Raw genomic sequence first — 22020 nt, forward strand, 5'->3', positions numbered from 1 at the left:
TTCGTTTTGTGGTTTGGTTTTGTATTGTTTTCTGTTTCATCTTACCGTATCTTTTCCCGCTTGACAAGAAGAAATGTTGGATTGCCGCCCCCTTACAGTTCTTCTCCCGCCACCAGATATCGTCCGCGGTATGCATGCATTCCGCCGATGACCGTTTTGACCTCGTATCCGTTCTCCGCCAGCCGCTTTCCCTCCGCCATGCTCGCGGCACCCCGCTCACAGCAGATCACAAGAATTTTGTCCCGCGGCAGACAGACCCGTTCGAGCAGATGGTCATAGGGAAGATTCACCGCTCCTTTCACATGCCCTTTTTCGTATTCCCGCCGGTTCCGCACATCGATGATCATCGCCCACGGTTTTCCCACGTACCAGTCCAGCTGGTCTGCCGCCAGCAGTGTCATGCCTGCCATATCCTGGTCCCCCTCTCCGGATCTGACTTTCTCTCCTGTTTTATATGTATGCAGAAACCGGCGGCAGAGTCCGTATGGGACCCTCCGCCGGCTTTTTCTGCCGGAATCCCAAGGTTTACTTAGTATTTTTCATACTCATCCTTCTCGTCCTGCTCCCGGTTCTGCTGACCGTAGGATGACATCTCACGGTCTTTCACATGATTGCAGTCTCTGCTGTTCTTCTGGTTTTTGCTGTATTCGCTTTTCTCGTATCCGTTTTTGCTGTACTCGTTTTTGCTGTATTCATTTTTGCTGTTTCTGGTCATAATCTTGCTTCCTCCTGAATGTTTTTTTGTCCTGCGACATCCTTTAGTATCGCTTTTTCCGCGCAGATTATGCATCCAGAACCCTGTTTTTCCACGGTATCTGTTCCAAAGTGGGGAATGCAAGCCCAAAAATACAGTGTTTTTCCTGCTTTCGGACCACTGCTTTCCAAATTGTGGTAATTTTTTCCAACTTTTGAATTTCGATGTTGCTTTTTCCCGTTATCTGTATTATAATCAATTTTGTAAAAGAATTTACCCTTCATAAATTTTTTTACAATTAATAACCCCTTATTAATTATTTATACTCCCCTTGAAAGATCGGTAGCTCCCCTGCCGGTCTTTCTTTTTGCAATTATTCAGAGCCATGCAAAATTTCAAGAAGAACTGTGAGTCATGCTCGCATGAACGAACAGTTCTTCTTGAAATTTTATATGGCGAGAAGCCACATCGAGATGCAGCGCAGCGGAATCGAGATGTGGCTCTGAATAATTGCAAAAAGGAGGAAAGTCTGCATCAGCAGACTTTCCTCCTTTTTCCCGTTCTGTATATATGATTAGAATTCTACTTTTTCACCTTTTGCCGCTTTTGCTACGGTTCCTGCGAGGACGATCAACGCCATGAGGTTTGGAATTACCATCAGGCCGTTAAAAAGGTCTGACAGGTTCCATACGAGATCTACTTTCAGCAGAGAGCCGAGGAAAACGAACACAACGACGATCAGCGAGAACGGAACGACTGCTTTCTTTCCGAACAGATACTGTACGTTCTGTCTTGCGAAAAAGTACCATCCGACGATGGTCGAGAATGCAAAGAACAGAAGACAGATCGCTACGAACGCCGGTCCGAAGCCTTTGAGGCCGGTTCGGAATGCCGCCTGTGCGACCGGGGTTCCTTTAACACCGGTACTCATCATCTCTTCCAGAACGCCGGAAGAAAGAATAACGAGAGCGGTCATGGTCAGGACAACGAAGGTATCAATAAAGACACCGATCATCGCTACTTCACCCTGATCCTCCGGGTTCTCGACATCGGCAATCGCATGGGCATGCGGGGTGGAACCCATACCGGCTTCATTAGAGAAGAGGCCTCGGGCAACACCGTAACGCATGGCTTTCCGCACGGTAATACCGGCTGCTGCACCAAATACGGCGTCCGGACGGAATGCACAGATAAAGATCGAAGCAATCGCTGACGGCACATGCTGGATGTTGATCAGAATAACAACAAGGGCTCCGACGAGATACAGTGCTGCCATCACCGGAACAACTTTTTCGGTGAAGGATGCGATACGGGAGATACCTCCGATGAAAATGAATGCGGCGAGAACGGCTACAATCACACCCATCACCCATTTCGGTACGGAAAATGCGGTGTAGAACGCATCACTGATGGAGTTCGACTGTACCATATTTCCCATAAAGCCAAGCGCCAGAATAACGGCTACGGCAAAGAAGCCTGCCAGTGCTTTTCCAAACGTTCCCTTGAATGCGTGGGTAATGTAGTAAACCGGTCCTCCGATGATTTCTCCGCTCTCATCGCGGCGTTTGGAGATCTGCGCGAGATACGCCTCGCCGTAGATCGTTGCCATGCCGAAGAACGCAGCAAGCCACATCCAGAAGATGGCTCCCGGGCCGCCGGATACGAGTGCGGTCGCACATCCTGCGATGTTTCCGGTTCCGACCTGTGCGGCGATCGCTGTTGCAAGCGCCTGGAAGGAAGTCATGCCGTCTTTTCCGGCCTTCTTACCCTTTAACGAGAAACCGCCGAAGACGCGGTTCCACGCGGTCTTAAACTTTCTTACCTGTACAAAGCGGGTCCGAGCAGAGAAATAAACTCCCGTACCTACCAGCAGAAACAGCAGTACGCTGTTCCAGAGCACATCACTGATCTGCGCAATTGCCTGATTCAATGCATCCATTTTCTTTTCTCCCTTTCCATTCGACGTATGGTCTGAACGATGTGGATCACACATCCGCACCGTTTTGAGAAAAAAAATACCATCTCCTGCGGAATTTTTCCTGCAGAACATGGCTCTGATTGAAAAATACAGCAAAAAACCGCGCTTCCGGAATTTTTTCATTTCTGCGCACCGCTTTTTTGTTCCGCGGCTGTTTTTCTTCTGTATCTTTTTTGACTCTGTCCTTTTGCCTGAGAGATTCTGCATCGCTGCATTGCACCTTCGGCACTCTTTTCAAGAGCTTCTCCAGAGACCACTCCGTTTTTAGTCCTCGCCGTCTCCCGTCCGTTCTTGTTTTAAGAAGAGAACCAGCACCTGAAAGTTTTACTTCTTCGGTCGTGCACCTTTCGAAAATTAAATTTCCAAAAGCTCTCCGCACATTTTCTAAAAACTTCTACGTCTTTTTTTATTTTTGTAAAACTATAGCACCTGTGATAGGATTCGTCAATACCCCATGCCGTATTTTTTTTCAGAATATTGCAAAAACATATAAAAAATCAGCAGATCTGCGCGCGCACGCCTCAAAATCGCATGCGCGGCACAGATCTGCTGTTCTCTTTTCCAAATATCTTTTATGACGCCTGGAACTGGCTGTTGTACAGATTGTAGTAGAAGCCTTTCTTCTCAAGAAGCTCCTCATGGCGTCCCTGCTCGATAATCTTTCCGTCTTTCATGACGAGGATCAGCGAAGCGTTGCGGATCGTGGACAGACGGTGGGCAACGACGAAACTCGTTCTGCCCTGCATCAGCTTGTCAAACGCCTCCTGAACCTGCAGTTCGGTACGGGTATCGATGCTGGAGGTCGCCTCGTCGAGGATCAGCATCGGCGGCAGGCAGAGCATGACACGGGTGATACAAAGAAGCTGTTTCTGCCCCTGGCTGATGCTGTCTTCGCTGAGAACCGTGTCAAGTCCCTTCGGCAGACGCTTGATAAACTCCCAGCTGTGTGCCTCTTTGGCCGCATTGATGATCTCCTCTTCCGTCGCATCCGGCTTTCCGAAGCTGATATTGTCGCGCACGGTTCCCTGTTTGATCCAGGTATCCTGCAGCACCATACCAAAGCAGCTGCGGAGCGCATGGCGGGACAGTTCGTCGATCGGCTTTCCGTCGATGCAGACCTTTCCGGCATCGACATCATAGAAGCGCATCAGCAGGTTGATAAACGTCGTCTTTCCGCATCCGGTCGGGCCGACAATGGCAACACGCATGCCCGGCTGTACGTCAAGATTAAAGTTCTCGATCAGTTTTTTCTCTTTGTCATAACTAAATGCTACATCATCGATCGTCACATTTCCCGTCACGGTATCGATCGTTCCGGCCGGGTCTGCACTCTCCTCTTTCTCTTCCAGAAGAGCAAAGATACGGCCTGCGCAGGCAAGCGCGTTCTGCATCTCAGTGATAACGGAACTGATATCATTGAACGGTTTCATATACTGGTTTGCGTACGACAGCAGAACGGAAAGTCCGCCGACGGTCAGCGCGCCGCCCGGGATCATGAAAGCTCCCACAAGGGCAACACCGGCATAGATCACGTTGTTGACAAAACGGGTGGACGGGTTCGTTAAGGAACTGTAGAACACGGCCTGCTGGCTGTATTTCTGCAGATCTTTGTTGATCTCTGCAAAACGCTCGGAAGCTTTTTCCTCATAGCCGAACGCTTTGACTACTTTCTGGTTTCCGATCATCTCATCGATGAGTGCGGTCTGTTTTCCTCTCGTCTCACTCTGTTTCTGGAACATTTTGAACGAGCGGCCGGAAATAAATTTTGCCACGAAGAAGCTGAGAGGTGTCAGGCAGATCACAAGAAGGGTGATCCATACGTTCTTCGAGAACATGAAAAACAGTGTCACAATAATGGTTACGATGCCGGAGAACAGCTGTGTAAAGCCAAGCAGAAGACCGTCCGATAAGATATCGGTATCTGCGATAACACGGCTTACGATGTCTCCGGAGCTGTGCTGATCCAGATAGGACAGCGGCAGCACCTGGATATGACGGATCGCCTGGGAACGAAGGTCGCGCACGATGCGGTACGTCATACGGTTGTTGATCAGGTTCATGATCCATGCGGAAAGTGCGGAAACGAGGGTAAAGAATACGATTCGTTTCAGATAGAACCACATCTCCGGGAAATTGACCTGGTGGGCTGCAACGACCTCATCGATCGCATCGCCGAACAGGATCGGAATATAAAGCTGTAAAATAACGGTAACCGCAGCCAGGACAATACTAAGGCCTAAGAAAATTTTATAATTTCCGATAAACGCCATCAGCTTTTTCATGACCTGCATGCCGCTTTTTCCGGACTTGTTTTCTGTCTTTTTCATGCGATCACCCCGCTTTCGTTGTTATAAGCTGCACGCTCTTCCGGGAACTGGGAGAAGTAAATCTCGCGGTAAACCTCGCAGGTTTTCATCAGCTCGTCGTGTGTGCCGTTTCCTTCGAGCGTACCATTTCCAAGAACGAGGATCTGGTCTGCCTGACGGATGCCGGCGATTCGCTGGGATACGAGGAAGGTTGTCGTGTTTCCTTCGAGATTGTGGACGGCTTTGCGGAGTTTTGCATCCGTTGCAAAGTCAAGCGCACTCGAGCTGTCGTCCAGAATCAGGATTTCCGGTTTTTTTACCAGCGCACGCGCAATAGAAAGACGCTGTTTCTGTCCGCCGGAGAGGTTCTTTCCGTTCTGCTCCAGCATAAAATCGAGCTGATCCTGTTTGCCTTCTACGACTTCTTTCGCCTGGGCTGTGGTGAGCGCCTCCCAGATTTCTGCATCGGTGGCGTCCTCTTTGCCCCACTTCATATTGTCGCGGATGCTGCCTTTAAAGAGCACTGCTCTCTGCTGAACAACACCGACTTTATTGCACAGCTCTTCTTTCGTGTAATTCTTTACATTCTCGCCGTCTACCATGACGTCACCGCTGGTTGCATCGTAGAAACGGGAAATCAGGCTGACCAGCGTCGATTTTCCACTTCCGGTACCGCCGATGATTCCGATGGTCTGGCCGCGTTTTGCGGTAAAGCTGATATCCGATAAGCTCTCTGCGCCGGCTCCTGCATAGGTGAAGCTGACATTTTTAAATGTAACAGCTGCATCGCCAGTTACTTTCTTTGCAGCGCCGCCTTTTGCCGGGTAGTTCATGGTTGTCGGAACCGCCAATACGCCGGAGACACGCTCTGCACAGGCAACGGATTTGTTTAAGGTGATGATGAGCGATGCCAGTTTGATCAGCTCCACGATGATCTGCAGCATGTAGTTGTAAAGTGCGACAACCTGTCCCTGCTGCATACTGCCGATGTTGACCTGAAGGCCTGCCTGCCAGATCAGGACAACGGCTGCGATGTTGATGAGGACATAGGTCAGCGGATTTAACAGTGCGGAAATTTTTCCGACAAACTCGTTCAGATAAGTCAGCTCATCGTTGCTCTTTTCGAAATCGGCAACAGACTGCTCCTCACGGCAGAACGCACGGATGACACGGACACCGTTCAGATTTTCTCTTGTCATTCCGGTGACGCGGTCGAGTGCCGCCTGTACCTTTTTGAACAGCGGGATGCTGACCAGCATAATGCCGAATACGGCAACGAACAGGATCGGAATAGTAACCAGGAATACGATGGCACATTTTACGTTGACGGTAAATGCCATCACAACGGAACCGAATACGATAAACGGACTCCGCAGCAGCAGACGCAGACCCATGTTGATTCCGTTCTGCACCTGGTTGATATCGTTGATCAGACGGGTGATCAGCGTATCGGTTCCAATGGTATCCAGCTCCGTAAAGGACAGAGCCTGGATATGGTCAAAGACCGCCTGGCGAAGCTCGGTTGCACAGCCGACGCTCGCTTTTGCCGCGAAATACTGCGCGGTGAAGCTGCAGCAAAGTCCGACTGCCGCCATCAGAACGAGGATTCCAAAACGGCTGACGATGTACGGACGGTTATTGCCTGCGATACCCACATCGATGATCTGGGCAACAACCATCGGCACCAGAAGGTCAAATACGACTTCCAGAAGCTTGAACAAAGGAGCGATGATGCTCTCTTTTTTGTAGTGCTTCAAGTAGACTCCAAGACTTTTCATCTTCTTTTTCACTCTCCATTTCTTTGTTTCTTGACATTGACAGTATAATCTCATATGATTAATACGAATAGTATTGTTTTTATAGCTTAGTGATACAATTTTAATATCATAGATAATTTCACGAAAGGAAGTCTCTTATGGAACTGCGCCAGCTTGAATATTTCCGCGTCATCGCCGAAACCGAAAGCATTCACGAGGCCGCCCGCCGCCTCAATATGTCCCAGCCGCCGCTCAGTTATCAGTTAAAGCAGCTGGAAGCCGAACTGAACGTCACTTTATTTGAACGCACCCGCCAGGGCGTCCGCCTGACCGAAGCCGGAAAACTGCTGTACGACCGCTCCGCCAACCTGCTCGAGTACGTGAAATCGACGGAGCTTGAGGTCGCAAAGGTCGGCAAAAAGCGGGTTCTGCGCCTCGGCATCACACCGACCACCGTTGCGACGATCATGCCGTGCGTCTCGCTTTTTTCCCGCCGCAATCCCGATGTCAACTTCGAGGTGCACGACGGCATCACCTACACGCTGTACCGCTATCTGATGGACGGCATCATCGACATTTCCATCGCCCGCACGCCGCTGCGGCTCGACGATGTCGACTATAAAATTTTAAGCTCTGAACCTATGATTGCCGTTTCTTCAAAAGATATGCTTCCCGAGAAGAACGGATCGCTAAAGCTCTCGGATCTTTTGAATATTCCACTCATCATCTACCGCCGGTATGAGGCGCTCATCATGGATGCGTTCCACTCGCGCGGCATGGAGCCCGATCTTTTCTGCGTCTGCGACGATCCCCGCGGCGCGATGCTCTGGGCAAAGGAGGGCCTTGCCACTGCCATTTTCCCGCAGTCCATGAGCTCTCTCTGCCAGGGACTCCGCATCCAGCCGCTCGCAGAAAGCGACCTGGAAACGCAGATCGCCGTGATCTGGAAAAAGGGGCGGAAACTCTCTCCGCTTCTGCAGGACTTTGTCGATGCCTGCATGGAGAGCATATTATAATAGAAGAAGTCCGCTGCGCCGGTCTCTTTTTCAGGGATCAGCGCAGCGGACTTCCTTTTTTTATTTCTCATTCTTTTTACTGCACAAACAGCAGCGCGATATTCAGCAGTGTCACAATCACCGCAATCGCAAACAGGGCAATTTTCAGCCGCAGACTGTTCGCGTATTTTCCCATGACTTTTTTCGAGGACGTCAGATAAATCTGCGTAAATACCGTAATCGGGAGCTGCATTCCAAGGAACATCTGTGAATAGAGAAGGCCCTGGAACGGGGAATCAATCAGAAGAATGACCGCTGCGGCCGGGATCATGGTAAGAAGGATTCCCCAGCGTGTCTCCTTACTCTTGATCTCATACGGCTTGTTAAAAATCCCCGAAAAAATCGTTCCGCCCGCCATTCCCGCGGTGATGCTCGATGAAATTCCGGCGAGCAGAAGCGCTGCTGCAAAAATCACCGATGCGGCATTTCCAAGGAGCGGTGTCAGCATCTTTCCCGCCGTTGCGAGATCATCCACCTGCTTTGCATTCTGCGGCTGGAAAAACGTTGCGGCCGCCATCAGGATCATTGCACTGTTGATGGCCCATCCGATGATCATGGAAAACAGGGTGTCTTTGAACTCATACTTTAACTGGCGCGCAATCACCTCATCATCCTCAAGATTCCACTGGCGGCTCTGAATAATTTCCGAGTGGAGAAACAGGTTGTGCGGCATGACGACCGCACCGAGGACGCTTAAGATGACCGGCATTGAGTGCTCTGGAAACGACGGTTTTACCCAGCCGACAGCCGCCTGCGCCCAGTCGATATCGGCGATCCAGACCTCAAAGAGGAACGAAAAGCCGATCAGCGAGACAAACACAATGATCAGTTTTTCAATCCGTTTGTAAGCACTTGTAAACTCACAGATCAGAACCAGCACGAGAATCATCATGCTGCCGAGCTTGATCGGAATGCCGAACAGCATCTGGAGCGCAATCGCACCGCCGAGGATCTCCGCCATTGCGGTCGCCACCGCTGCCATCATCGTCGTCGCAAGAATCGTGTTTTTCAGCCACGCAGGCAGATAGAGGCTCGCCGCCTCCGAGAGGCACTTTCCCGTGGCAATGCCGAGATGCGCCGCATTGTGCTGCAGAAAAATCAGCATGATCGTGGACAGGGTAACCATCCACAGAAGCTCGTAGCCGTAACCCGATCCGGCGGCAATGTTGGATGCCCAGTTTCCCGGGTCGATAAAACCGACCGTGACAAAAAGTCCCGGACCGAGATAGCGGAGAAAATTCATGCCCGCCGTCTCTTTTCGTTTTCGATTTTGTTTCATATTCTTTCCTTTCTGACAATTTGATACGGAACCGGCCCATCCAGAACCGGCAGAAATCGTTTTGTTGTGGTTTTGGTTGCTTTAGTTAGTTGCAACTAACTACATTGTACATGGGATTTTTCAAAAAGTCAAATTCTGTTTTCTCTTTCTTGTGCTTCATCGTCCGCTGTGCTACAATAAAACTGCTTATTTTGAACTAAAAGGAGAATTTTTATCATGATACGACTTGCCGTCCCGGAGGATTTTACTTCGATCATGTCAATCTATGCGTACGCCCGCTCTTTTATGCAGGAAACCGGAAATCCGAATCAGTGGGGAAACCATTTTCCGCCGGAGGAGCTGATTCACAACAGAATCCGTAACAAACAGCTTTTTGTCCTGGAAGAAAACGGCACGCTGCACGGCGCGTTTGCCTTCATCATCGGTGAGGATCCGACGTATCTGCAGATCGACAATGGCTCCTGGCTCTCCGATGCGCCGTATGGCACGATCCACCAGGTTGCCTCAGACGGAACAATCCACGGATTTTTCTCCCAGATCGTCGATTACTGCTGGGCACAGATCCCGCACCTGCGCGTCGATACGCATGCGGACAATCAAATCATGCAGCATCTGATCCAGAAAAACGGATTTGAACGGCGCGGCATCATCTACGTGCTGAACCACTCTCCGCGGATTGCGTTTGAGCGCGTAAAATAAAACACCAAACGAAAACACCGGATCGTCACCGCTTCGCAGACTTTTCAGCCGCGGAATCACCGTTGGATCCAGGTAATATAAGGATCCGACGACCTGTCCCATCATCCCCTTTTTCGATCTTTCGTGTGTCATTTTTTTACCAACTTTACATCTTCTTGCTCTCCTGTATACACTTGCCCGTACCGAAATGCAAAGAAAATCCGCTTTTTCCCCTCTGTTTCTGCACATTCCTTTGTGCAGAATACAGATGCAGAAAAAACGGATTTTCTTTTGCATTTTTCTTTATGCGTGGATTCCTCTGTTCTCGTCCCCGGACTCGTTTACGCCGAATTCGTAATCATTGCCCGGCAGAATCATGTTCAGCAGGATTCCTGCGATGGCTGCAATGGCAAGTGCAGTCAGGGTGACGGTCGTTCCGCCGATCGTAAAGGAGAGACCGTTGCTGAAGCCCAGTCCGCAGACAAAGATGACGCCCGCGATGATCAGATTTCTCGATTTGGTCAGGTCTACTTTATTCTCTACCACGTTGCGCACACCGATGGCAGAAATCATACCGTACAGCATGAAGCTGACGCCTCCGATGATAGAGGACGGCATGGTGCTGATGAGTGCCGATACCTTCGGAATGAAGCTGACGATAATCGCAAAGACTGCGGCAATACGGATGACTCTCGGGTCATGTACGCGGCTCAATTCCAGAACGCCGGTGTTCTCGCCGTACGTCGTGTTGGCCGGTCCGCCGATGAAACCTGCCATTGCGGTTGCAAGACCATCACCGAGCAGGGTTCTGTGCAGGCCCGGATCAGAAAGGAAGTTCTCTCCTACGGTTGCAGAGATCGCCGACATATCGCCGACATGCTCCATCATGGTCGCGATCGCGATCGGTGCCATGATCATAATGCTGGTCAGATCGAATTTGCAGAGCTGCAGCGGCGGAAGTCCGACGATGCCTGCCTGTGCAACCGGCGCAAAGTTGATGATCACGGATCCGTCCGGATTTTTGATGCCGAGTGCATTCAGGACAACTGCCACAGCGTAGGCAATCACAACGCCCATCAGAATCGGAATGATTTTGAACATTCCTTTTCCCCAGATGTTGAAAATGATGATGACTGCCAGCGCAACCAGTGCCAGGAACCAGTTCGTCGAAGCATTATTAATGGCGGAACCAGCAAGGCTGAGGCCAATGCAGATGATAACCGGACCTGTGACAACCGGCGGCAGGTAGCGCATCACGCGTTTGACGCCGACCATGCGGATGATCAAGGCAAAAATCAGGTACAGAAGACCTGCTACCACAATACCTCCGCAGGCATAGGCTGCCTTGTCGTTGACACTCATGCTGGCATATTTTCCGGTATTCAGGTTTGCAACAGCGGCGAAACCGCTTAAGAATGCAAACGAAGAACCAAGAAATGCCGGTACTTTAAATTTCGCGCACAGATGGAACAGCAGGGTTCCAAAGCCGGCGCAGAACAGTGTGACGGATACGGTAAGACCGCGGGACGGCCCCTCGCCGCATGCGTCTACAAAGTAGCTGTTTACCAGAATCGGCACCAGAATGGTTGCACCGAACATGGCAAACATGTGCTGCAATCCAAGAATCAGCATTTTAGGAATGCCGAGCTTTCTCGCATCGCGGAGGACTCCATTAGACTCGTTCATACGTCTCTCCCTCTCTTTTGTTTTTCCTTCCCATTATAGGCGTTATGTCGTTCAAATACAAGCGAAAGATTGCGGGCCTCTCAATTTTCAAACGGGCGGACACGTAAAGTAACTCCTAAGGTATCGCAGATCTCCTGGCACTTCTGAATTTTCTCCTCTGGCATGACTTTCTCGACAACCGTCATCACAACATTCGGCACATACTGTTTGGAAAGAACCGCAAACTCCTTAATCGCCTCGTACGACTGGATGCCGAATTTCGACCGCGTGAGCTCCAGAAATTCCTTTTCATCCGGCGCGTTTAAGGAAATCGAGACGGTATCGAATCTTCCCTTTAATTCCGGGGTGACATCTCTTCCATAGATCAGGTTTGCAAGACCGATCGTATTCAGACGCACTTTCAGGTTCGGATACGTTTCTTTTAAGGAATCGATCACCCGACAGACATCCTCAAGCCGCTCAAGCGGTTCTCCGAAGCCGCAGAAGACCAGTTCATTGATCACGTTCAGATCGTACTGTGCGAACAGCTCCAGCATCGTCTCAACGGATGGCTCGCCCTCTTTTAACCACAGTGTATTTCCCTCCTGCTGCTGTTTCGTCTGGCGCAGACAGAACACACAGCTGCACGGGCATTTGTTTGTCATGTTGACATAGACATTTTTTCCGGTAAGATCGCCGCTCTTTGCAAGGTCGAGATACCCTTCCTCGCCGACGGCTCCGGTTACAGTATATAAATACATTACGCTTCCTCCGTTAAGTCCTTCATAAACATTTCAAAGCAGAGTCCCCAGTAGCTCGGCACTTCGTTTTCCTCGCAGTAGCGGATGCATTTCGATACGTAATCCGCCGCCTTTTTCACCGACTCGTACAGGCTGTGGCCGTTCAGATACATGCCTGCGATAATTGCCGCAATGACATCTCCCGTACCGCTCCGATCGCCGCCGATGCGGTCTACCATAACGATCTGGAAATCCTCGCCTTTGTTATAGATAAAGTTGGCAATCTGTGTCTGGTTAAAGTGGATACCCGTCACAACAATATGTTTCGGTCCCCGTTCCGCCAGTTTTCCGCACATTTCTTTCAGCTCCTCAATCGAAGCCCCGTTCTCCGGATACGGCGCATCAAGCAGTGTACAGAGCTCTGTCAGGTTCGGCGTGATGATATCCGCATAGTGAACCAGCTCTTTCATCTTGTCGCACATCTCTTTCGTGTACGTCCGATACAGCTTCCCATAGTCTCCCATGACCGGATCGACGATGACAAAGTTGCGGTCCGTCTTGAAATGGCGAATAAAATCAAGCACAATATCCACCTGCTGTTCCGATCCTAAAAAGCCGGTCGAGATCGCATCGAAATCGAGCTTCAGATCCTTATAGGTCTGAATGTACTCCTTCATCCGGTCGGTATAATCATCAAAGTAATACGTCGGAAACTGCGTATGTGCCGAGAGAATTGCGGTCGGAACTGCCACCGCCTGAATCTTCATCGCCGACACGATCGGCGCCATCACAGCCGTCGAGCACCGGCCAAAGCCCGTCAGATCGTTAATCAGCGCTATTTTTTTCTGTTTTTCCATGTTGTTCTCCTCTTTTTTTCAGGATGCCTCCGCATCTGTTTCATGTCTATTTTTGCACACTCGCGTCTTATTTACAAGTTTTTTTCCGGACAAAAAGAAAAGGGGCTGTCGGGAAATAGACCGCCCCGCGCAGCCGGTCCGTCGTATTTTTCTCCAGTTCCCGTCCGGCATCCATCAGCAGAATCCTCTTTTTGTTCCGCGTTCCCGGGATGAGCTCGAGCTCCACAAGGCCTTTCTGTGCCAGTCCCGCAATCGCCGTGTTGACTGTCTGTTTCGGCAGAAAGCACGCATTGCAGATCTCCTGCTGCGTCAGAACCGTCTCTTCATCCGACGCAAAATAGAGGATAGAACGCATCCGCGTAATGGAACAGCACTTCCGCATCCTGCACCTGAATCATATCACGGAAGAAACTCTGTACTTCGTAAAACTTTCTCCGTTTCACATTATCCGCATCGATCACGCCGTAGCAGAACTGCTCTGCACCTTTTGTCGCACCGCGGTAACGGAAATACATCAGGGAGTCAGCGCCGTGTGCCATGCTCTGATAAGACCACATCTTCGCCTGGTTCGGACGCGTCTTGTGATTTCGTAAACCGAATCATTTGTGGATACCTCGATCAGTACCGGCAATTCAAAATCTTCCACTTCGTTGATCCGTTTTCCCCAATATAAATGTCTTACCAGTCCCTGATCGTCAATGCCGAACGCATAGCTGTTGGATCTGGTCTGCAGCAGGAAAATATTTTCGGAATGATTGATCACAATACCCATTTTCGCTTTCCCCATTTCTCTATCTTGTATCTTTCCTTTTTTCAACAGTACAAATTTATCATATGTTAAAAGTCAAAATATTTTACTTTTTATTTTAGTAAAATTTACTACCTGCTTTTGTGAAAAATGTACAAAAAGAGGCATCTCCATCTATGCAGACTGGAAATGCCTCTTTTTTTGTTCTCTTGTTTCCTTTTTTTCTTCAGCTCAGGAAGTTTTCAATAATGACGTTTTCCGCCTCCGCTTCCGTCATGCCGAGCGTTCTGAGTTTCAATAGCTGCTCATCATTGATCCGTCCGATCGCCGCCTCGTGGATGATTGCCGCATCCACATGCTTTGCCTGGATCTCCGGAATAGATCCGACCTGGGCGTGATCCATGATGATAGAATCGCACTGGATATGGGCGTGGCATTTGTTTTTGCCGACTGCCTTGGGATGGAATACCTGGGAGGAATTGCCCTTTCCGACAGAACGTGAAATAATCTGTGCGGAAGAACCGCTTCCGTTCATACATACTTCAATATCCGACTCTGCCTTCTGGTCACCGTCTGTCATCAGACGTTCGAGCACGAACAGTTTGGAGTTTGCATCCATCACAACATTCGTCGTACGAATTGTTGAGTCAACGCCCTTAATCTGTACGGTATCCAGCGTAAAAACGGAATTTTCTCCGATTTCAATATTTGTCACCGGGTTCAGAATCCGCTGTCCCGTTCCGTTTCCCTCGCCATAATGCTTTTCCTCGTAGCGCACGTTGGCATTTTTTCCTACATGGAACGTATGGATACCATCGTGCCGGCTGTCGTTGCAGCCGCCGTTGTGAATGCCGCAGCCCGCTACAATCGTAACATCGGCGCCGTCCGCAACGTAGAAATCATTGTAAACAAGATCCGTCATACCGGAAACGCTGACGACAACCGGGATAAATACTTTTTCGCCCTTCGTCTCGCCGTCGATCAAAATATCAATGCCCGGCTTATCCTCTTTTTTGCGGATTTTGATATGTTCACTGTCACCGTGGCAGAGCGGAATGCCGTTCTGGCGGAGATTGTATGCCCCTTTCTGCTCAAATCCCTCGCTGATCTGATTTAATACGCCCTGGGTTGTCTCATCTACCTGTACCATCAGCATGTGCCTCCTTCCTGGCCGCACATCCGGCCTGTTTTCTGCTGGAACAGGGTCGGCAGTACGTCTTCCTTTGTACCGTATTCTTTCACCTGGCCGTCCTCGATCACCATGATCTTGTCTGCCATCTGGATAATGCGTTCCTGATGAGAAATGAGAATCAGACATTCTCTTTTCTCTTTGTGGATTTCTTCAAACCGCCTGATCAGCATGGAAAAGCTCCACAGGTCAATGCCAGCCTCCGGCTCATCGAAAATGCTGACTTTATGCGGTTTTGCAAGCACCGTTGCAATCTCCAGACGTTTCATCTCTCCGCCGGAGAGTGTGCCGTCCATCTGACGGTTCAGGTAATCGGCAGAGCAGAGTCCGACGGCAGAGAGGAGTTTACAACTCTCTGCTTCCGTCAGCTCTTTTCCGGCTGCCAGCGACAGCATTTTTTTCACCGTCATTCCTTTAAAACGCGGCGGCTGCTGGAATGCATAGCCGATGCCGGCGTTTGCGCGGTGGTCAATATCATAACCGGTAATATTTTCCTCATCCAGGAAGATTTCTCCGCCATTGGCGTCCTCAATTCCTGCAAGCACTTTGGCCAGCGTTGATTTTCCACCACCGTTTGGTCCGGTAATCACCAGCATTTCCCCGTCCTTCACTTCAAAACTGATGTGGTTGACGAGGCAGCGTTTTCTTCCCTCTTCGTTTACTTCAAAGGTAAGATTGTCTACTTTCAGCATATTTGCACCTCTTTTGTTTTCACTCTTTGCAGGGATAATCCCCCTTTCAAAAACTCTACTCCTTCTCTTAAAATCTGTCAATTATTTGTTGCAGTTTGGGAGACTCTTTTGTTTTATGCAGTGATTTTTCCCGTAACCTTTTCTTTTCCTGCATTCTTTTTCGTTTCTTCTGGATCGCATGCTGTGTTTGCGGTATAATGAGGGTAATATTTCATCGGGAGGTTATCGTATGCGTATACTTATTACAGGAACCAGCTCCGGAATCGGAAAGGCGATTGCGGAGAAATTTTTAAAAGAAGGCTTTGACGTTACCGGATTTGACCGAAAGGAAGCTTCGATCAGCCAGGATTCATATACTCATTTCTGCCTTGATATCCGCGACAGGGAACAGTATCCGGCGCTTGCGCCTTTCGATATTGTCATCAACAACGCCGGTGTGCAGAACGAGGATGATATTGATATCAATTTGAAGGGAACCATCGCAATCACAGAGACGTATGGCATTCATGACACCATCCGCGCCGTCCTTATGATCGGCTCGGCCAGCGGCCATACCGGAGCTGAATTTCCGGAATACACCGCAAGCAAGGGCGGCGTTCTCGCCTACACAAAAAATGTGGCACTCCGCATTGCACCGTATGGCGGAACGTGCAACAGCCTTGATTTCGGCGGCGTACTGACCGAGTTGAATCTGCCTGTCACAGAAGACCAAAAGCTCTGGGATCAGATCATGGAGCTGACGCCGCTGAAACGGTGGATGACCGTCGAGGAAGCAGCGGACTGGGCGTATTTTATGACCGTGACGAACCGTTTCTGCACGGGGCAGAATATTCTGATTGACGGACTTGAGGCGGGAAACGCACACTTTGTGTGGCCGGATGAATGATTTGTTAATTTCCTGCACAAACAAAAAACAGGTTCCCTGCACGGAAGCTTTTTGAGCTTTTCCGCTGCCGGGCTGCCTGTTTCTTTTTATTTTTTTCGTTTTTTCTTACGCTTTCTCAAACACCAGAATTTTCTCTGCGAATTTGTGGACGATCGGCATCCACATCACCAGCTTGTAGATGGGATTCAGTGTTTCCATACCGCGGGCGATGTTGTCGTCTTTTACTTTTCGGAAACCGGCGGCAATGTTGCCCAGGTCTGCAAAGCTGTTCGCACCCCAGGTAAATGTCGCGCCTGTCGCCTGGATGGATTTTTCGATGTTTTCTTTCTTTACAAAGTACGGACACAGCGTTTCCATGCAGACGTAGGCATTGTCGAAGTGATCGCGGATGATGGCGAGCATCGTTCTGACCTCATCCGCTTTCATGTACATGGTCAGACCTTCGATAATGAAAAGCATTTTGCCCCGCACTTTTACCTGCTCGGCCCATGCCGGGTCGAGCACGGAACACGCAATCGTGGAAACACGGCCGGATTCCTGATAGATCGAATCGCGCACCTCAATCGTCTCCGGCAGATCGAGATTGTACCAGGTAATTTTTCCATTATCCATGCGGTAAAAACGAGTGTCCAGACCACAGGCGATGTTGACGACGGTACAATCCGGGTTCTTTCGGATAAAGTCGCTGATCAGCTCATCAAACACAACACTCCGCGCTACGATTCCGCCGCTCATTGCTGTGTCCTTTTTCGCATTGCTGAAATCATAGTCGATGCGGTCGATCAGCTCTTCTGCTTTGGTGTCGCGGAACTTGTTTTTCGGATTTCTGCTGTGCATGGCACGGGCGTAGAAGCACTGCAGCATCGTCTCGGCAGTTCCGTTCAGTTTTGGTTTTATTTTTTCATTGCTCATTCTGGGTGATCTCCCTTCTGTGTTTTATATTCTTCGATCCATTTCACCGGTTCCGTCCCGGTCTTATTTTATTTCGGATTTTCCACCTTGTCCCCCACGAACCAGTAATCACAGACCTCACCGCTGCCTGCCAGCGTATGGTCACGGTAGAGCTTCGCGTGCATCAGGGCTGCTGTCTTGTAATCAATGTCGCACATAATCGGCAGCACTTCCAGATAGCCCTCTTTTCGGGCGAAGGTGTTCAGGGGACATTGGGTGAAGTGGTAATAAAAACCGTCCTCATGCTTCATCTCATCAAAATGAAAATCCCACGAATACGCCTTATACTGCGGATGTACTTCCAGCCAGGCGGCATCCTTATGCATCATCTTCGCAATCCGCGCCATGCCGCTCTTCTTATTCGCATCATAGGGCGAATGATGAAAAGAAACATTGGAAAAATGTAAAGTATGCATGGTATCGATATGATTCGAGATTCGCATTGCCGGTATATGGAGAGGATGATGAAATAGTAAGATATAATGTATTTCATGCATCACTTATTGTAAGACATTCGGAAGATGAAAAAATGTATCTTTATGATATTTTGGATATAAAAAAAGAAACGAGCAACCCGATTGAGCTATAAGGCTGTACACGACACGACAAAAAACCCATTTCTTTGTATAAAAGGATACAAGGTTTCCGCTTTGTCAACGCTCGCTTTTTCGTTGATTCGATCTCTTTCCTTGCTATTCTGAAGCTTCGACCAAAATCTCCCAAAAAGAAATTGAAATCCTCTCCCGACCGCCTTATAATATTTTTCATAGGACACACATATGGGGGGATTTTATGGAGATCAGTATTCTTCTTGCGCAGCAGATCGCGCAGCTTTTTCTTATGATTTTTATGGGCTTTTTAATCGTAAAAGCCGGACTTTTAAAGGATGAGGACAGCAAAGTTCTGTCGAAAATTGTGCTGTACCTGATCATTCCCTGCGTGATTCTGAATGCGTTTCAGGTCGATTACACGCCGGAAACGGTGCGGGGGCTGCTGGTTGCGTTTGCGGCTTCGCTTCTGATGCAGGTTGTGCTTCTTTTTGCGGTTTCAGCTCTTGGACGGGTGTTTCATTTGGATGCAGTTGAGATAACTTCTGTTTACTACTCCAATTCCGGCAATCTGATTGTGCCGCTTGTGACGGCTGTTTTAGGAGCGGAATGGGTGCTTTACAGCTGTGTTTATATGAGCGTACAGCTTGTCTTTTTCTGGACGCACTGCAAAAAGGTGATCAGCCGTGAGGCTTCCTATGACTGGAAGAAGATTGTTCTGAACCTCAATATTATTTCTATTTTCGTCGGAATTCTTCTTTTTTTCACGGGCATCCGGCTTCCTGCGCTGGTCAACAATACGCTTCATTCTGTCGGAAGCATGGTTGGCCCTGCCAGTATGATTGTTACGGGTATGCTTTTTGCCGGCATGGACTTCCGGCAGATTTTTGCGAATAAACGGATTTACTTCGTGACCTTTCTCCGCCTGATCGCCGTTCCGCTGATGGCGCTTGTTCTTCTGAAAATCAGCCATCTTGCCGATCTTTCTGCAGACGGACCGACGCTGATTCTGATTGTTTTTCTCGCCGTCATCACGCCATCTGCCTCTACAGTTACCCAGATGTGTCAGGTATACGGAAACGATTCACGCTATGCCAGTGCCATCAATGTTGTTACCACGCTGGCTTCTATTGTGACGATGCCGCTTTTAGTGATGCTGCTTCAAATGGTACTCTAATCACAATTAACAGAAAAACGCTGTCCCGCTTCCCCTTCCAGAGAAGCATTGACAGCGTTTTCTATTACCCAATTAGTACCTTTTTCCCTTCAAACGCAAATCCATAATGCCGGATTCTTTCTTTTGGGATTCCCCGTTCTTTCAGTTCCGCGTCGTATTTCTTTATTTCAATCTGCGCCAGTGCTTTTTGTACCGTTTCCTGCAGCGTTTTTTCTTCCGTTTCTTTTACTTTAAATTCCAGAATCATAGCATCTCGATCCAAATTTCTGGGAATTAGAATCACATCGTATCTTCCATACCCACTTTCCCGATTGGAACGCACCTCATAAAGATCTCGCACTTCCACCAGCAGCCCAAGTACAAATCCATGATAAAACCGCTCTGGCTGGCTCCGCTCGGACGCATGTTTTCCAGCATCAAAATTACTAAATGTAGCAAGTGCAATATCATTCATATAGAGGTTCATCGCTTTTACATCACCATTCAGCATTGCTTTGATAAATTCATTATAATTGGCAGATGCCGCTGCAAACCAGCTTTTGAACATATTCGAAAACATGCTCACAGTCTCCAAATTTGTGATGGAAAGAGAATACCACGGCTCCAGCGTCAGTCCTCTGTATTCAATCTCCTCCACTTTCAGATAACCGCTTGCCACCAACAGACTCCATACCGCACTTTCATCCTGTTCTAATTGTCCAAATATAATCTGCTCATCAAAATTAACTACAATTTGTTGTCTGTTGATCAGTTTTTCCAGTTCTTCCTTCATATTTACCGATGCCGACTGCAGGAGTTTGCTGATCAATCCATTGGAACTTGTAGCTGCCCAGTAGGGCCGCAGTTTTTTCTCTTTCAGATAATTTGTAATAGACCACGGATTGTAAATATCACGATGCGTGCCAAAGCAAAATCCGTCATACCATTGCTTTACCAGCTCTTTCTTTTCCGGCATTCCAAATTGATCTAATGATTGAAATACCTCTTTTTCTGTAAAACCAAAACAGTCTGCATAGGCATCCGATGTTGTTGTAATAACCGTCAGATTATTGAGGTCCGAAAAAACAGATTCTTTGGAAATACGGGTAATTCCAGTCATCACAGCGCGGTCCAGATATGGATTTGTTTTGAACGTCGCATTGAAAAGGCTTCTCATAAATCCGGCAAATTCACCCCAGTATCCATGAATATAGGCTTCCTGCATGGGCGTGTCATATTCATCCAGAAAGATCAAAACTTTTTTTCCATATAAAAGATTCAAATAACTGGAAAGATTTTTTAATGCATCCTGTGCTGTCACATCACTCATTTTTTCTGTAATTTCCAGCATCTGCTGTTTCTCATTTTGCGTAAAGCATTCTTCCTGCTCCAAATACCGATGTTGGCGATAAGCATCTACAATAATATTTTTTATCTTCTGCACTGCATCTTGATAGTTATTCTGTTTTACGTCCGCAAAGCTCAGAAAAATCACCGGATAAGTTCCCTGCAGTCTGCGGTATTTTTCCTGTTTCCAGATGGAAAGCCCTTCAAAGATGGTACCTTTTTCTGCATACTGTCTGGAAAAGAAACAATTCAGCATGCTCATATTCAATGTTTTGCCAAATCTTCTCGGACGTGTGATCAGCGTAATGTCATCTCCACTTTCCCACCATTGTCTGATAAAATCGGTTTTATCAACATAAAAATAATGATTTTCTCGAAGGGAAGCAAAATCCTGCTTTCCTATACTAATCGCTGAAGTCATATTTCATCTTTCCTTTCTGAGCGCAGACACACCAGCATTTTCTGTCTGATAATGAAATGTTCCACTGTTTTCTAATCGATAATCTTATCTTATAGTTTATCAAATTCCGAAAGAAATTAATAGACTTTTTCTTCTGCACAGCAAAAAAATGGCCGTCCCATTCCTCAGTGCAAGGATCAGACGGCCATTTTTCACTATCAGTTTCCAGTTTTATTTCTCATACAAAAACTCTTCCGGAAGTGTTACGCCGAAGTCTTTTGCCAGATGGCGGAATTCATCCGGTGTGATCGTCTGGCGTTTCGTTGGCTGCATGGAAAGTGTTTTTACCAGAATTTCTGCAGATTTTTCTGCGGTATGCATCAGACCAAAGGTCAGGTCAAAATCAAAGCCGGCGGCGAACATGCCATGGTGTGCCCAGATGGCAAGATCGTACTTCTTCATCAGCTCGCTCGTGGCAACGGCGATCTCTCTGCCTCCCGGAACCATCCACGGAACGACACCGATTCCGGACGGGAATACAACAGGGCACTCGGTTGCCATCTCCCAGAGTTCGCGGGTAAATACTTTATCTTCCAGCGGCAGAACGAAGGTAAGCGCGATCACGTTGGTGGTATGTGCATGGTAAACAACGCGGTATCTTTCGTCCTGAAGTTTTTTTACCTCCAGGTTCATCAGATGGCTCGGAAGCTCTGAGGTCGGGCGACCTCCGTTGACGAGACCCCAGACGATGCGGTAATTTTCACCTTTTTCATCCAGCTCAATCATACAGATGCTGTCTTCCGGTTTGATTGTGACATTTCGGAAATATTTTCCGCTTCCGGTTACCAGGAAATACTCTCCCGCAAGATTTGGAACGGCGGTTCCGATCGGATTCCACTCTTTGGCCTCAAAATTTTCTTTTACCTCTTCAACCTCTTCCGGTTTCACACGGTAAGAAAGGTTTCCGCCGTTTCTCTCATGCCATCCCTGCTCCCAGCCATCATTTGCCATGCGGATAAAGCCCTTTACAAATTCTGCATCTAAAAATTTCATGTTTTTTCCCTCTTCTTTCTCTCTTTTCCTCTTCTTTTATC

The 22020-nt window shown here is 48.5% G+C and carries 22 protein-coding genes and 1 riboswitch; of the genes, 4 read left to right on the plus strand and 18 right to left on the minus strand.

Translation table 11 applies throughout. From position 1 onward, the window contains the following. Positions 1–92 precede the first annotated feature (92 nt). The 5 genes from DW915_RS09850 to DW915_RS09875 form a co-directional block, all read right to left on the minus strand. A complete protein-coding gene (locus DW915_RS09850) occupies positions 93–410 on the minus strand; it encodes a rhodanese-like domain-containing protein (protein WP_022462633.1) in 318 nt (105 codons plus the stop codon). A 119-nt stretch (positions 411–529) separates the two neighbouring features. Next, the gene (locus tag DW915_RS09855; protein WP_022462634.1) at positions 530–715 is read right to left on the minus strand and encodes a hypothetical protein; all 186 of its coding nucleotides are present in this window, start codon (positions 713–715) and stop codon (positions 530–532) included. Positions 716–1268: 553 nt separating this feature from the next. Further along, positions 1269–2633, minus strand: coding sequence for an alanine/glycine:cation symporter family protein (locus DW915_RS09865; protein ID WP_118742046.1), 1365 nt, complete (start codon positions 2631–2633; stop codon positions 1269–1271). 208 nt (positions 2634–2841) lie between these two features. After that, positions 2842–2932, minus strand: a riboswitch (glycine riboswitch). A 312-nt stretch (positions 2933–3244) separates the two neighbouring features. Continuing rightward, on the minus strand, positions 3245–4954 hold the full coding sequence (locus tag DW915_RS09870) for an ABC transporter ATP-binding protein (RefSeq protein ID WP_117760599.1): 1710 nt from the start codon (positions 4952–4954) through the stop codon (positions 3245–3247). A gap of 41 nt (positions 4955–4995) precedes the next feature. After that, positions 4996–6756: an ABC transporter ATP-binding protein gene (locus DW915_RS09875; protein ID WP_118742047.1), complete on the minus strand. Its 1761-nt coding sequence runs from the start codon at positions 6754–6756 to the stop codon at positions 4996–4998. Positions 6757–6893: 137 nt separating this feature from the next. On the opposite strand from DW915_RS09875, the gene DW915_RS09880 reads away from it, so the two are divergent. After that, positions 6894–7751 (plus strand): LysR family transcriptional regulator, encoded by an 858-nt coding sequence (locus DW915_RS09880; protein ID WP_055219702.1) that lies wholly within the window; start codon positions 6894–6896, stop codon positions 7749–7751. 76 nt (positions 7752–7827) lie between these two features. On the opposite strand, the gene DW915_RS09885 is transcribed toward DW915_RS09880, so the two are convergent. After that, on the minus strand, positions 7828–9069 hold the full coding sequence (locus DW915_RS09885) for an Nramp family divalent metal transporter (protein ID WP_118742048.1): 1242 nt from the start codon (positions 9067–9069) through the stop codon (positions 7828–7830). A 216-nt stretch (positions 9070–9285) separates the two neighbouring features. Between DW915_RS09885 and DW915_RS09890 the strand changes: the two genes are divergently transcribed. Next, positions 9286–9768, plus strand: a complete 483-nt coding sequence (locus DW915_RS09890) for an N-acetyltransferase (protein ID WP_117813207.1) — start codon at positions 9286–9288, stop codon at positions 9766–9768. Between the two features lie 282 nt (positions 9769–10050). Here the strand turns inward: DW915_RS09890 and DW915_RS09895 are convergent, their stop codons facing one another. The 8 genes from DW915_RS09895 to DW915_RS09930 form a co-directional block, all read right to left on the minus strand. Beyond that, a complete protein-coding gene (locus DW915_RS09895) occupies positions 10051–11433 on the minus strand; it encodes a uracil-xanthine permease family protein (protein WP_118742049.1) in 1383 nt (460 codons plus the stop codon). Between the two features lie 80 nt (positions 11434–11513). Next, positions 11514–12173 carry a TatD family nuclease-associated radical SAM protein gene (locus tag DW915_RS09900; protein WP_022462642.1) on the minus strand — a complete coding sequence of 220 codons (660 nt, stop codon included), beginning with the start codon at positions 12171–12173 and terminating at the stop codon, positions 11514–11516. Beyond that, complete coding sequence (locus tag DW915_RS09905) at positions 12173–13009, minus strand: pyridoxamine kinase (RefSeq protein WP_055219693.1); 837 nt, start codon at positions 13007–13009, stop codon at positions 12173–12175. Before DW915_RS09905 ends, DW915_RS09900 begins: the two co-directional genes overlap by 1 nt. Positions 13010–13076: 67 nt before the next feature. Then, positions 13077–13364, minus strand: a complete 288-nt coding sequence (locus DW915_RS09910) for a MarR family transcriptional regulator (protein WP_207665594.1) — start codon at positions 13362–13364, stop codon at positions 13077–13079. Beyond that, on the minus strand, positions 13333–13566 hold the full coding sequence (locus DW915_RS09915) for a beta-galactosidase (protein ID WP_243033814.1): 234 nt from the start codon (positions 13564–13566) through the stop codon (positions 13333–13335). The genes DW915_RS09910 and DW915_RS09915 overlap by 32 nt, the downstream gene beginning before the upstream one ends. Continuing rightward, the gene (locus tag DW915_RS09920; protein WP_118742051.1) at positions 13524–13796 is read right to left on the minus strand and encodes a hypothetical protein; all 273 of its coding nucleotides are present in this window, start codon (positions 13794–13796) and stop codon (positions 13524–13526) included. Before DW915_RS09920 ends, DW915_RS09915 begins: the two co-directional genes overlap by 43 nt. Positions 13797–13983: 187 nt before the next feature. Further along, on the minus strand, positions 13984–14907 hold the full coding sequence (locus DW915_RS09925) for a SufB/SufD family protein (RefSeq protein WP_055219683.1): 924 nt from the start codon (positions 14905–14907) through the stop codon (positions 13984–13986). Next, positions 14907–15638 carry an ABC transporter ATP-binding protein gene (locus DW915_RS09930; RefSeq protein WP_118742052.1) on the minus strand — a complete coding sequence of 244 codons (732 nt, stop codon included), beginning with the start codon at positions 15636–15638 and terminating at the stop codon, positions 14907–14909. Before DW915_RS09930 ends, DW915_RS09925 begins: the two co-directional genes overlap by 1 nt. Positions 15639–15867: 229 nt before the next feature. Here DW915_RS09930 and DW915_RS09935 point away from each other — a divergent pair, with 229 nt between their 5' ends. Then, positions 15868–16524 (plus strand): SDR family NAD(P)-dependent oxidoreductase, encoded by a 657-nt coding sequence (locus DW915_RS09935; protein WP_118742053.1) that lies wholly within the window; start codon positions 15868–15870, stop codon positions 16522–16524. Positions 16525–16629: 105 nt separating this feature from the next. Here the strand turns inward: DW915_RS09935 and DW915_RS09940 are convergent, their stop codons facing one another. Continuing rightward, positions 16630–17436 carry a class I SAM-dependent methyltransferase gene (locus DW915_RS09940; RefSeq protein WP_118742054.1) on the minus strand — a complete coding sequence of 269 codons (807 nt, stop codon included), beginning with the start codon at positions 17434–17436 and terminating at the stop codon, positions 16630–16632. A 68-nt stretch (positions 17437–17504) separates the two neighbouring features. After that, positions 17505–17822 carry an L-2-amino-thiazoline-4-carboxylic acid hydrolase gene (locus tag DW915_RS09945; protein WP_243033815.1) on the minus strand — a complete coding sequence of 106 codons (318 nt, stop codon included), beginning with the start codon at positions 17820–17822 and terminating at the stop codon, positions 17505–17507. A gap of 445 nt (positions 17823–18267) precedes the next feature. Between DW915_RS09945 and DW915_RS09950 the strand changes: the two genes are divergently transcribed. Then, the gene (locus DW915_RS09950; protein ID WP_118742056.1) at positions 18268–19200 is read left to right on the plus strand and encodes an AEC family transporter; all 933 of its coding nucleotides are present in this window, start codon (positions 18268–18270) and stop codon (positions 19198–19200) included. Between the two features lie 64 nt (positions 19201–19264). Here the strand turns inward: DW915_RS09950 and DW915_RS09955 are convergent, their stop codons facing one another. Beyond that, positions 19265–20947 (minus strand): AAA family ATPase, encoded by a 1683-nt coding sequence (locus tag DW915_RS09955; protein WP_117509709.1) that lies wholly within the window; start codon positions 20945–20947, stop codon positions 19265–19267. A 210-nt stretch (positions 20948–21157) separates the two neighbouring features. Beyond that, on the minus strand, positions 21158–21979 hold the full coding sequence (gene rhaD / locus DW915_RS09960; protein WP_118742057.1) for a rhamnulose-1-phosphate aldolase: 822 nt from the start codon (positions 21977–21979) through the stop codon (positions 21158–21160). Positions 21980–22020: the final 41 nt, after the last annotated feature.

The sequence above is a fragment of the Blautia sp. AM42-2 genome (assembly GCF_003480245.1).
Classification (GTDB): domain Bacteria; phylum Bacillota; class Clostridia; order Lachnospirales; family Lachnospiraceae; genus Fusicatenibacter; species Fusicatenibacter saccharivorans.

Excerpts from the sequence above, each read along its gene's own strand:
- DW915_RS09850 (WP_022462633.1), bottom strand. The coding sequence starts at position 410 with ATGGCAGGCATGACACTGCTGGCGGCAGACCAGCTGGACTGGTACGTG.
- DW915_RS09855 (WP_022462634.1), bottom strand. The coding sequence starts at position 715 with ATGACCAGAAACAGCAAAAATGAATACAGCAAAAACGAGTACAGCAAA.
- DW915_RS09865 (WP_118742046.1), bottom strand. The coding sequence starts at position 2,633 with ATGGATGCATTGAATCAGGCAATTGCGCAGATCAGTGATGTGCTCTGG.
- DW915_RS09870 (WP_117760599.1), bottom strand. The coding sequence starts at position 4,954 with ATGAAAAAGCTGATGGCGTTTATCGGAAATTATAAAATTTTCTTAGGC.
- DW915_RS09875 (WP_118742047.1), bottom strand. The coding sequence starts at position 6,756 with ATGAAAAGTCTTGGAGTCTACTTGAAGCACTACAAAAAAGAGAGCATC.
- DW915_RS09880 (WP_055219702.1), top strand. The coding sequence starts at position 6,894 with ATGGAACTGCGCCAGCTTGAATATTTCCGCGTCATCGCCGAAACCGAA.
- DW915_RS09885 (WP_118742048.1), bottom strand. The coding sequence starts at position 9,069 with ATGAAACAAAATCGAAAACGAAAAGAGACGGCGGGCATGAATTTTCTC.
- DW915_RS09890 (WP_117813207.1), top strand. The coding sequence starts at position 9,286 with ATGATACGACTTGCCGTCCCGGAGGATTTTACTTCGATCATGTCAATC.
- DW915_RS09895 (WP_118742049.1), bottom strand. The coding sequence starts at position 11,433 with ATGAACGAGTCTAATGGAGTCCTCCGCGATGCGAGAAAGCTCGGCATT.
- DW915_RS09900 (WP_022462642.1), bottom strand. The coding sequence starts at position 12,173 with ATGTATTTATATACTGTAACCGGAGCCGTCGGCGAGGAAGGGTATCTC.
- DW915_RS09905 (WP_055219693.1), bottom strand. The coding sequence starts at position 13,009 with ATGGAAAAACAGAAAAAAATAGCGCTGATTAACGATCTGACGGGCTTT.
- DW915_RS09910 (WP_207665594.1), bottom strand. The coding sequence starts at position 13,364 with ATGCGTTCTATCCTCTATTTTGCGTCGGATGAAGAGACGGTTCTGACG.
- DW915_RS09915 (WP_243033814.1), bottom strand. The coding sequence starts at position 13,566 with ATGTGGTCTTATCAGAGCATGGCACACGGCGCTGACTCCCTGATGTAT.
- DW915_RS09920 (WP_118742051.1), bottom strand. The coding sequence starts at position 13,796 with ATGGGGAAAGCGAAAATGGGTATTGTGATCAATCATTCCGAAAATATT.
- DW915_RS09925 (WP_055219683.1), bottom strand. The coding sequence starts at position 14,907 with ATGGTACAGGTAGATGAGACAACCCAGGGCGTATTAAATCAGATCAGC.
- DW915_RS09930 (WP_118742052.1), bottom strand. The coding sequence starts at position 15,638 with ATGCTGAAAGTAGACAATCTTACCTTTGAAGTAAACGAAGAGGGAAGA.
- DW915_RS09935 (WP_118742053.1), top strand. The coding sequence starts at position 15,868 with ATGCGTATACTTATTACAGGAACCAGCTCCGGAATCGGAAAGGCGATT.
- DW915_RS09940 (WP_118742054.1), bottom strand. The coding sequence starts at position 17,436 with ATGAGCAATGAAAAAATAAAACCAAAACTGAACGGAACTGCCGAGACG.
- DW915_RS09945 (WP_243033815.1), bottom strand. The coding sequence starts at position 17,822 with ATGGCGCGGATTGCGAAGATGATGCATAAGGATGCCGCCTGGCTGGAA.
- DW915_RS09950 (WP_118742056.1), top strand. The coding sequence starts at position 18,268 with ATGGAGATCAGTATTCTTCTTGCGCAGCAGATCGCGCAGCTTTTTCTT.
- DW915_RS09955 (WP_117509709.1), bottom strand. The coding sequence starts at position 20,947 with ATGACTTCAGCGATTAGTATAGGAAAGCAGGATTTTGCTTCCCTTCGA.
- rhaD (WP_118742057.1), bottom strand. The coding sequence starts at position 21,979 with ATGAAATTTTTAGATGCAGAATTTGTAAAGGGCTTTATCCGCATGGCA.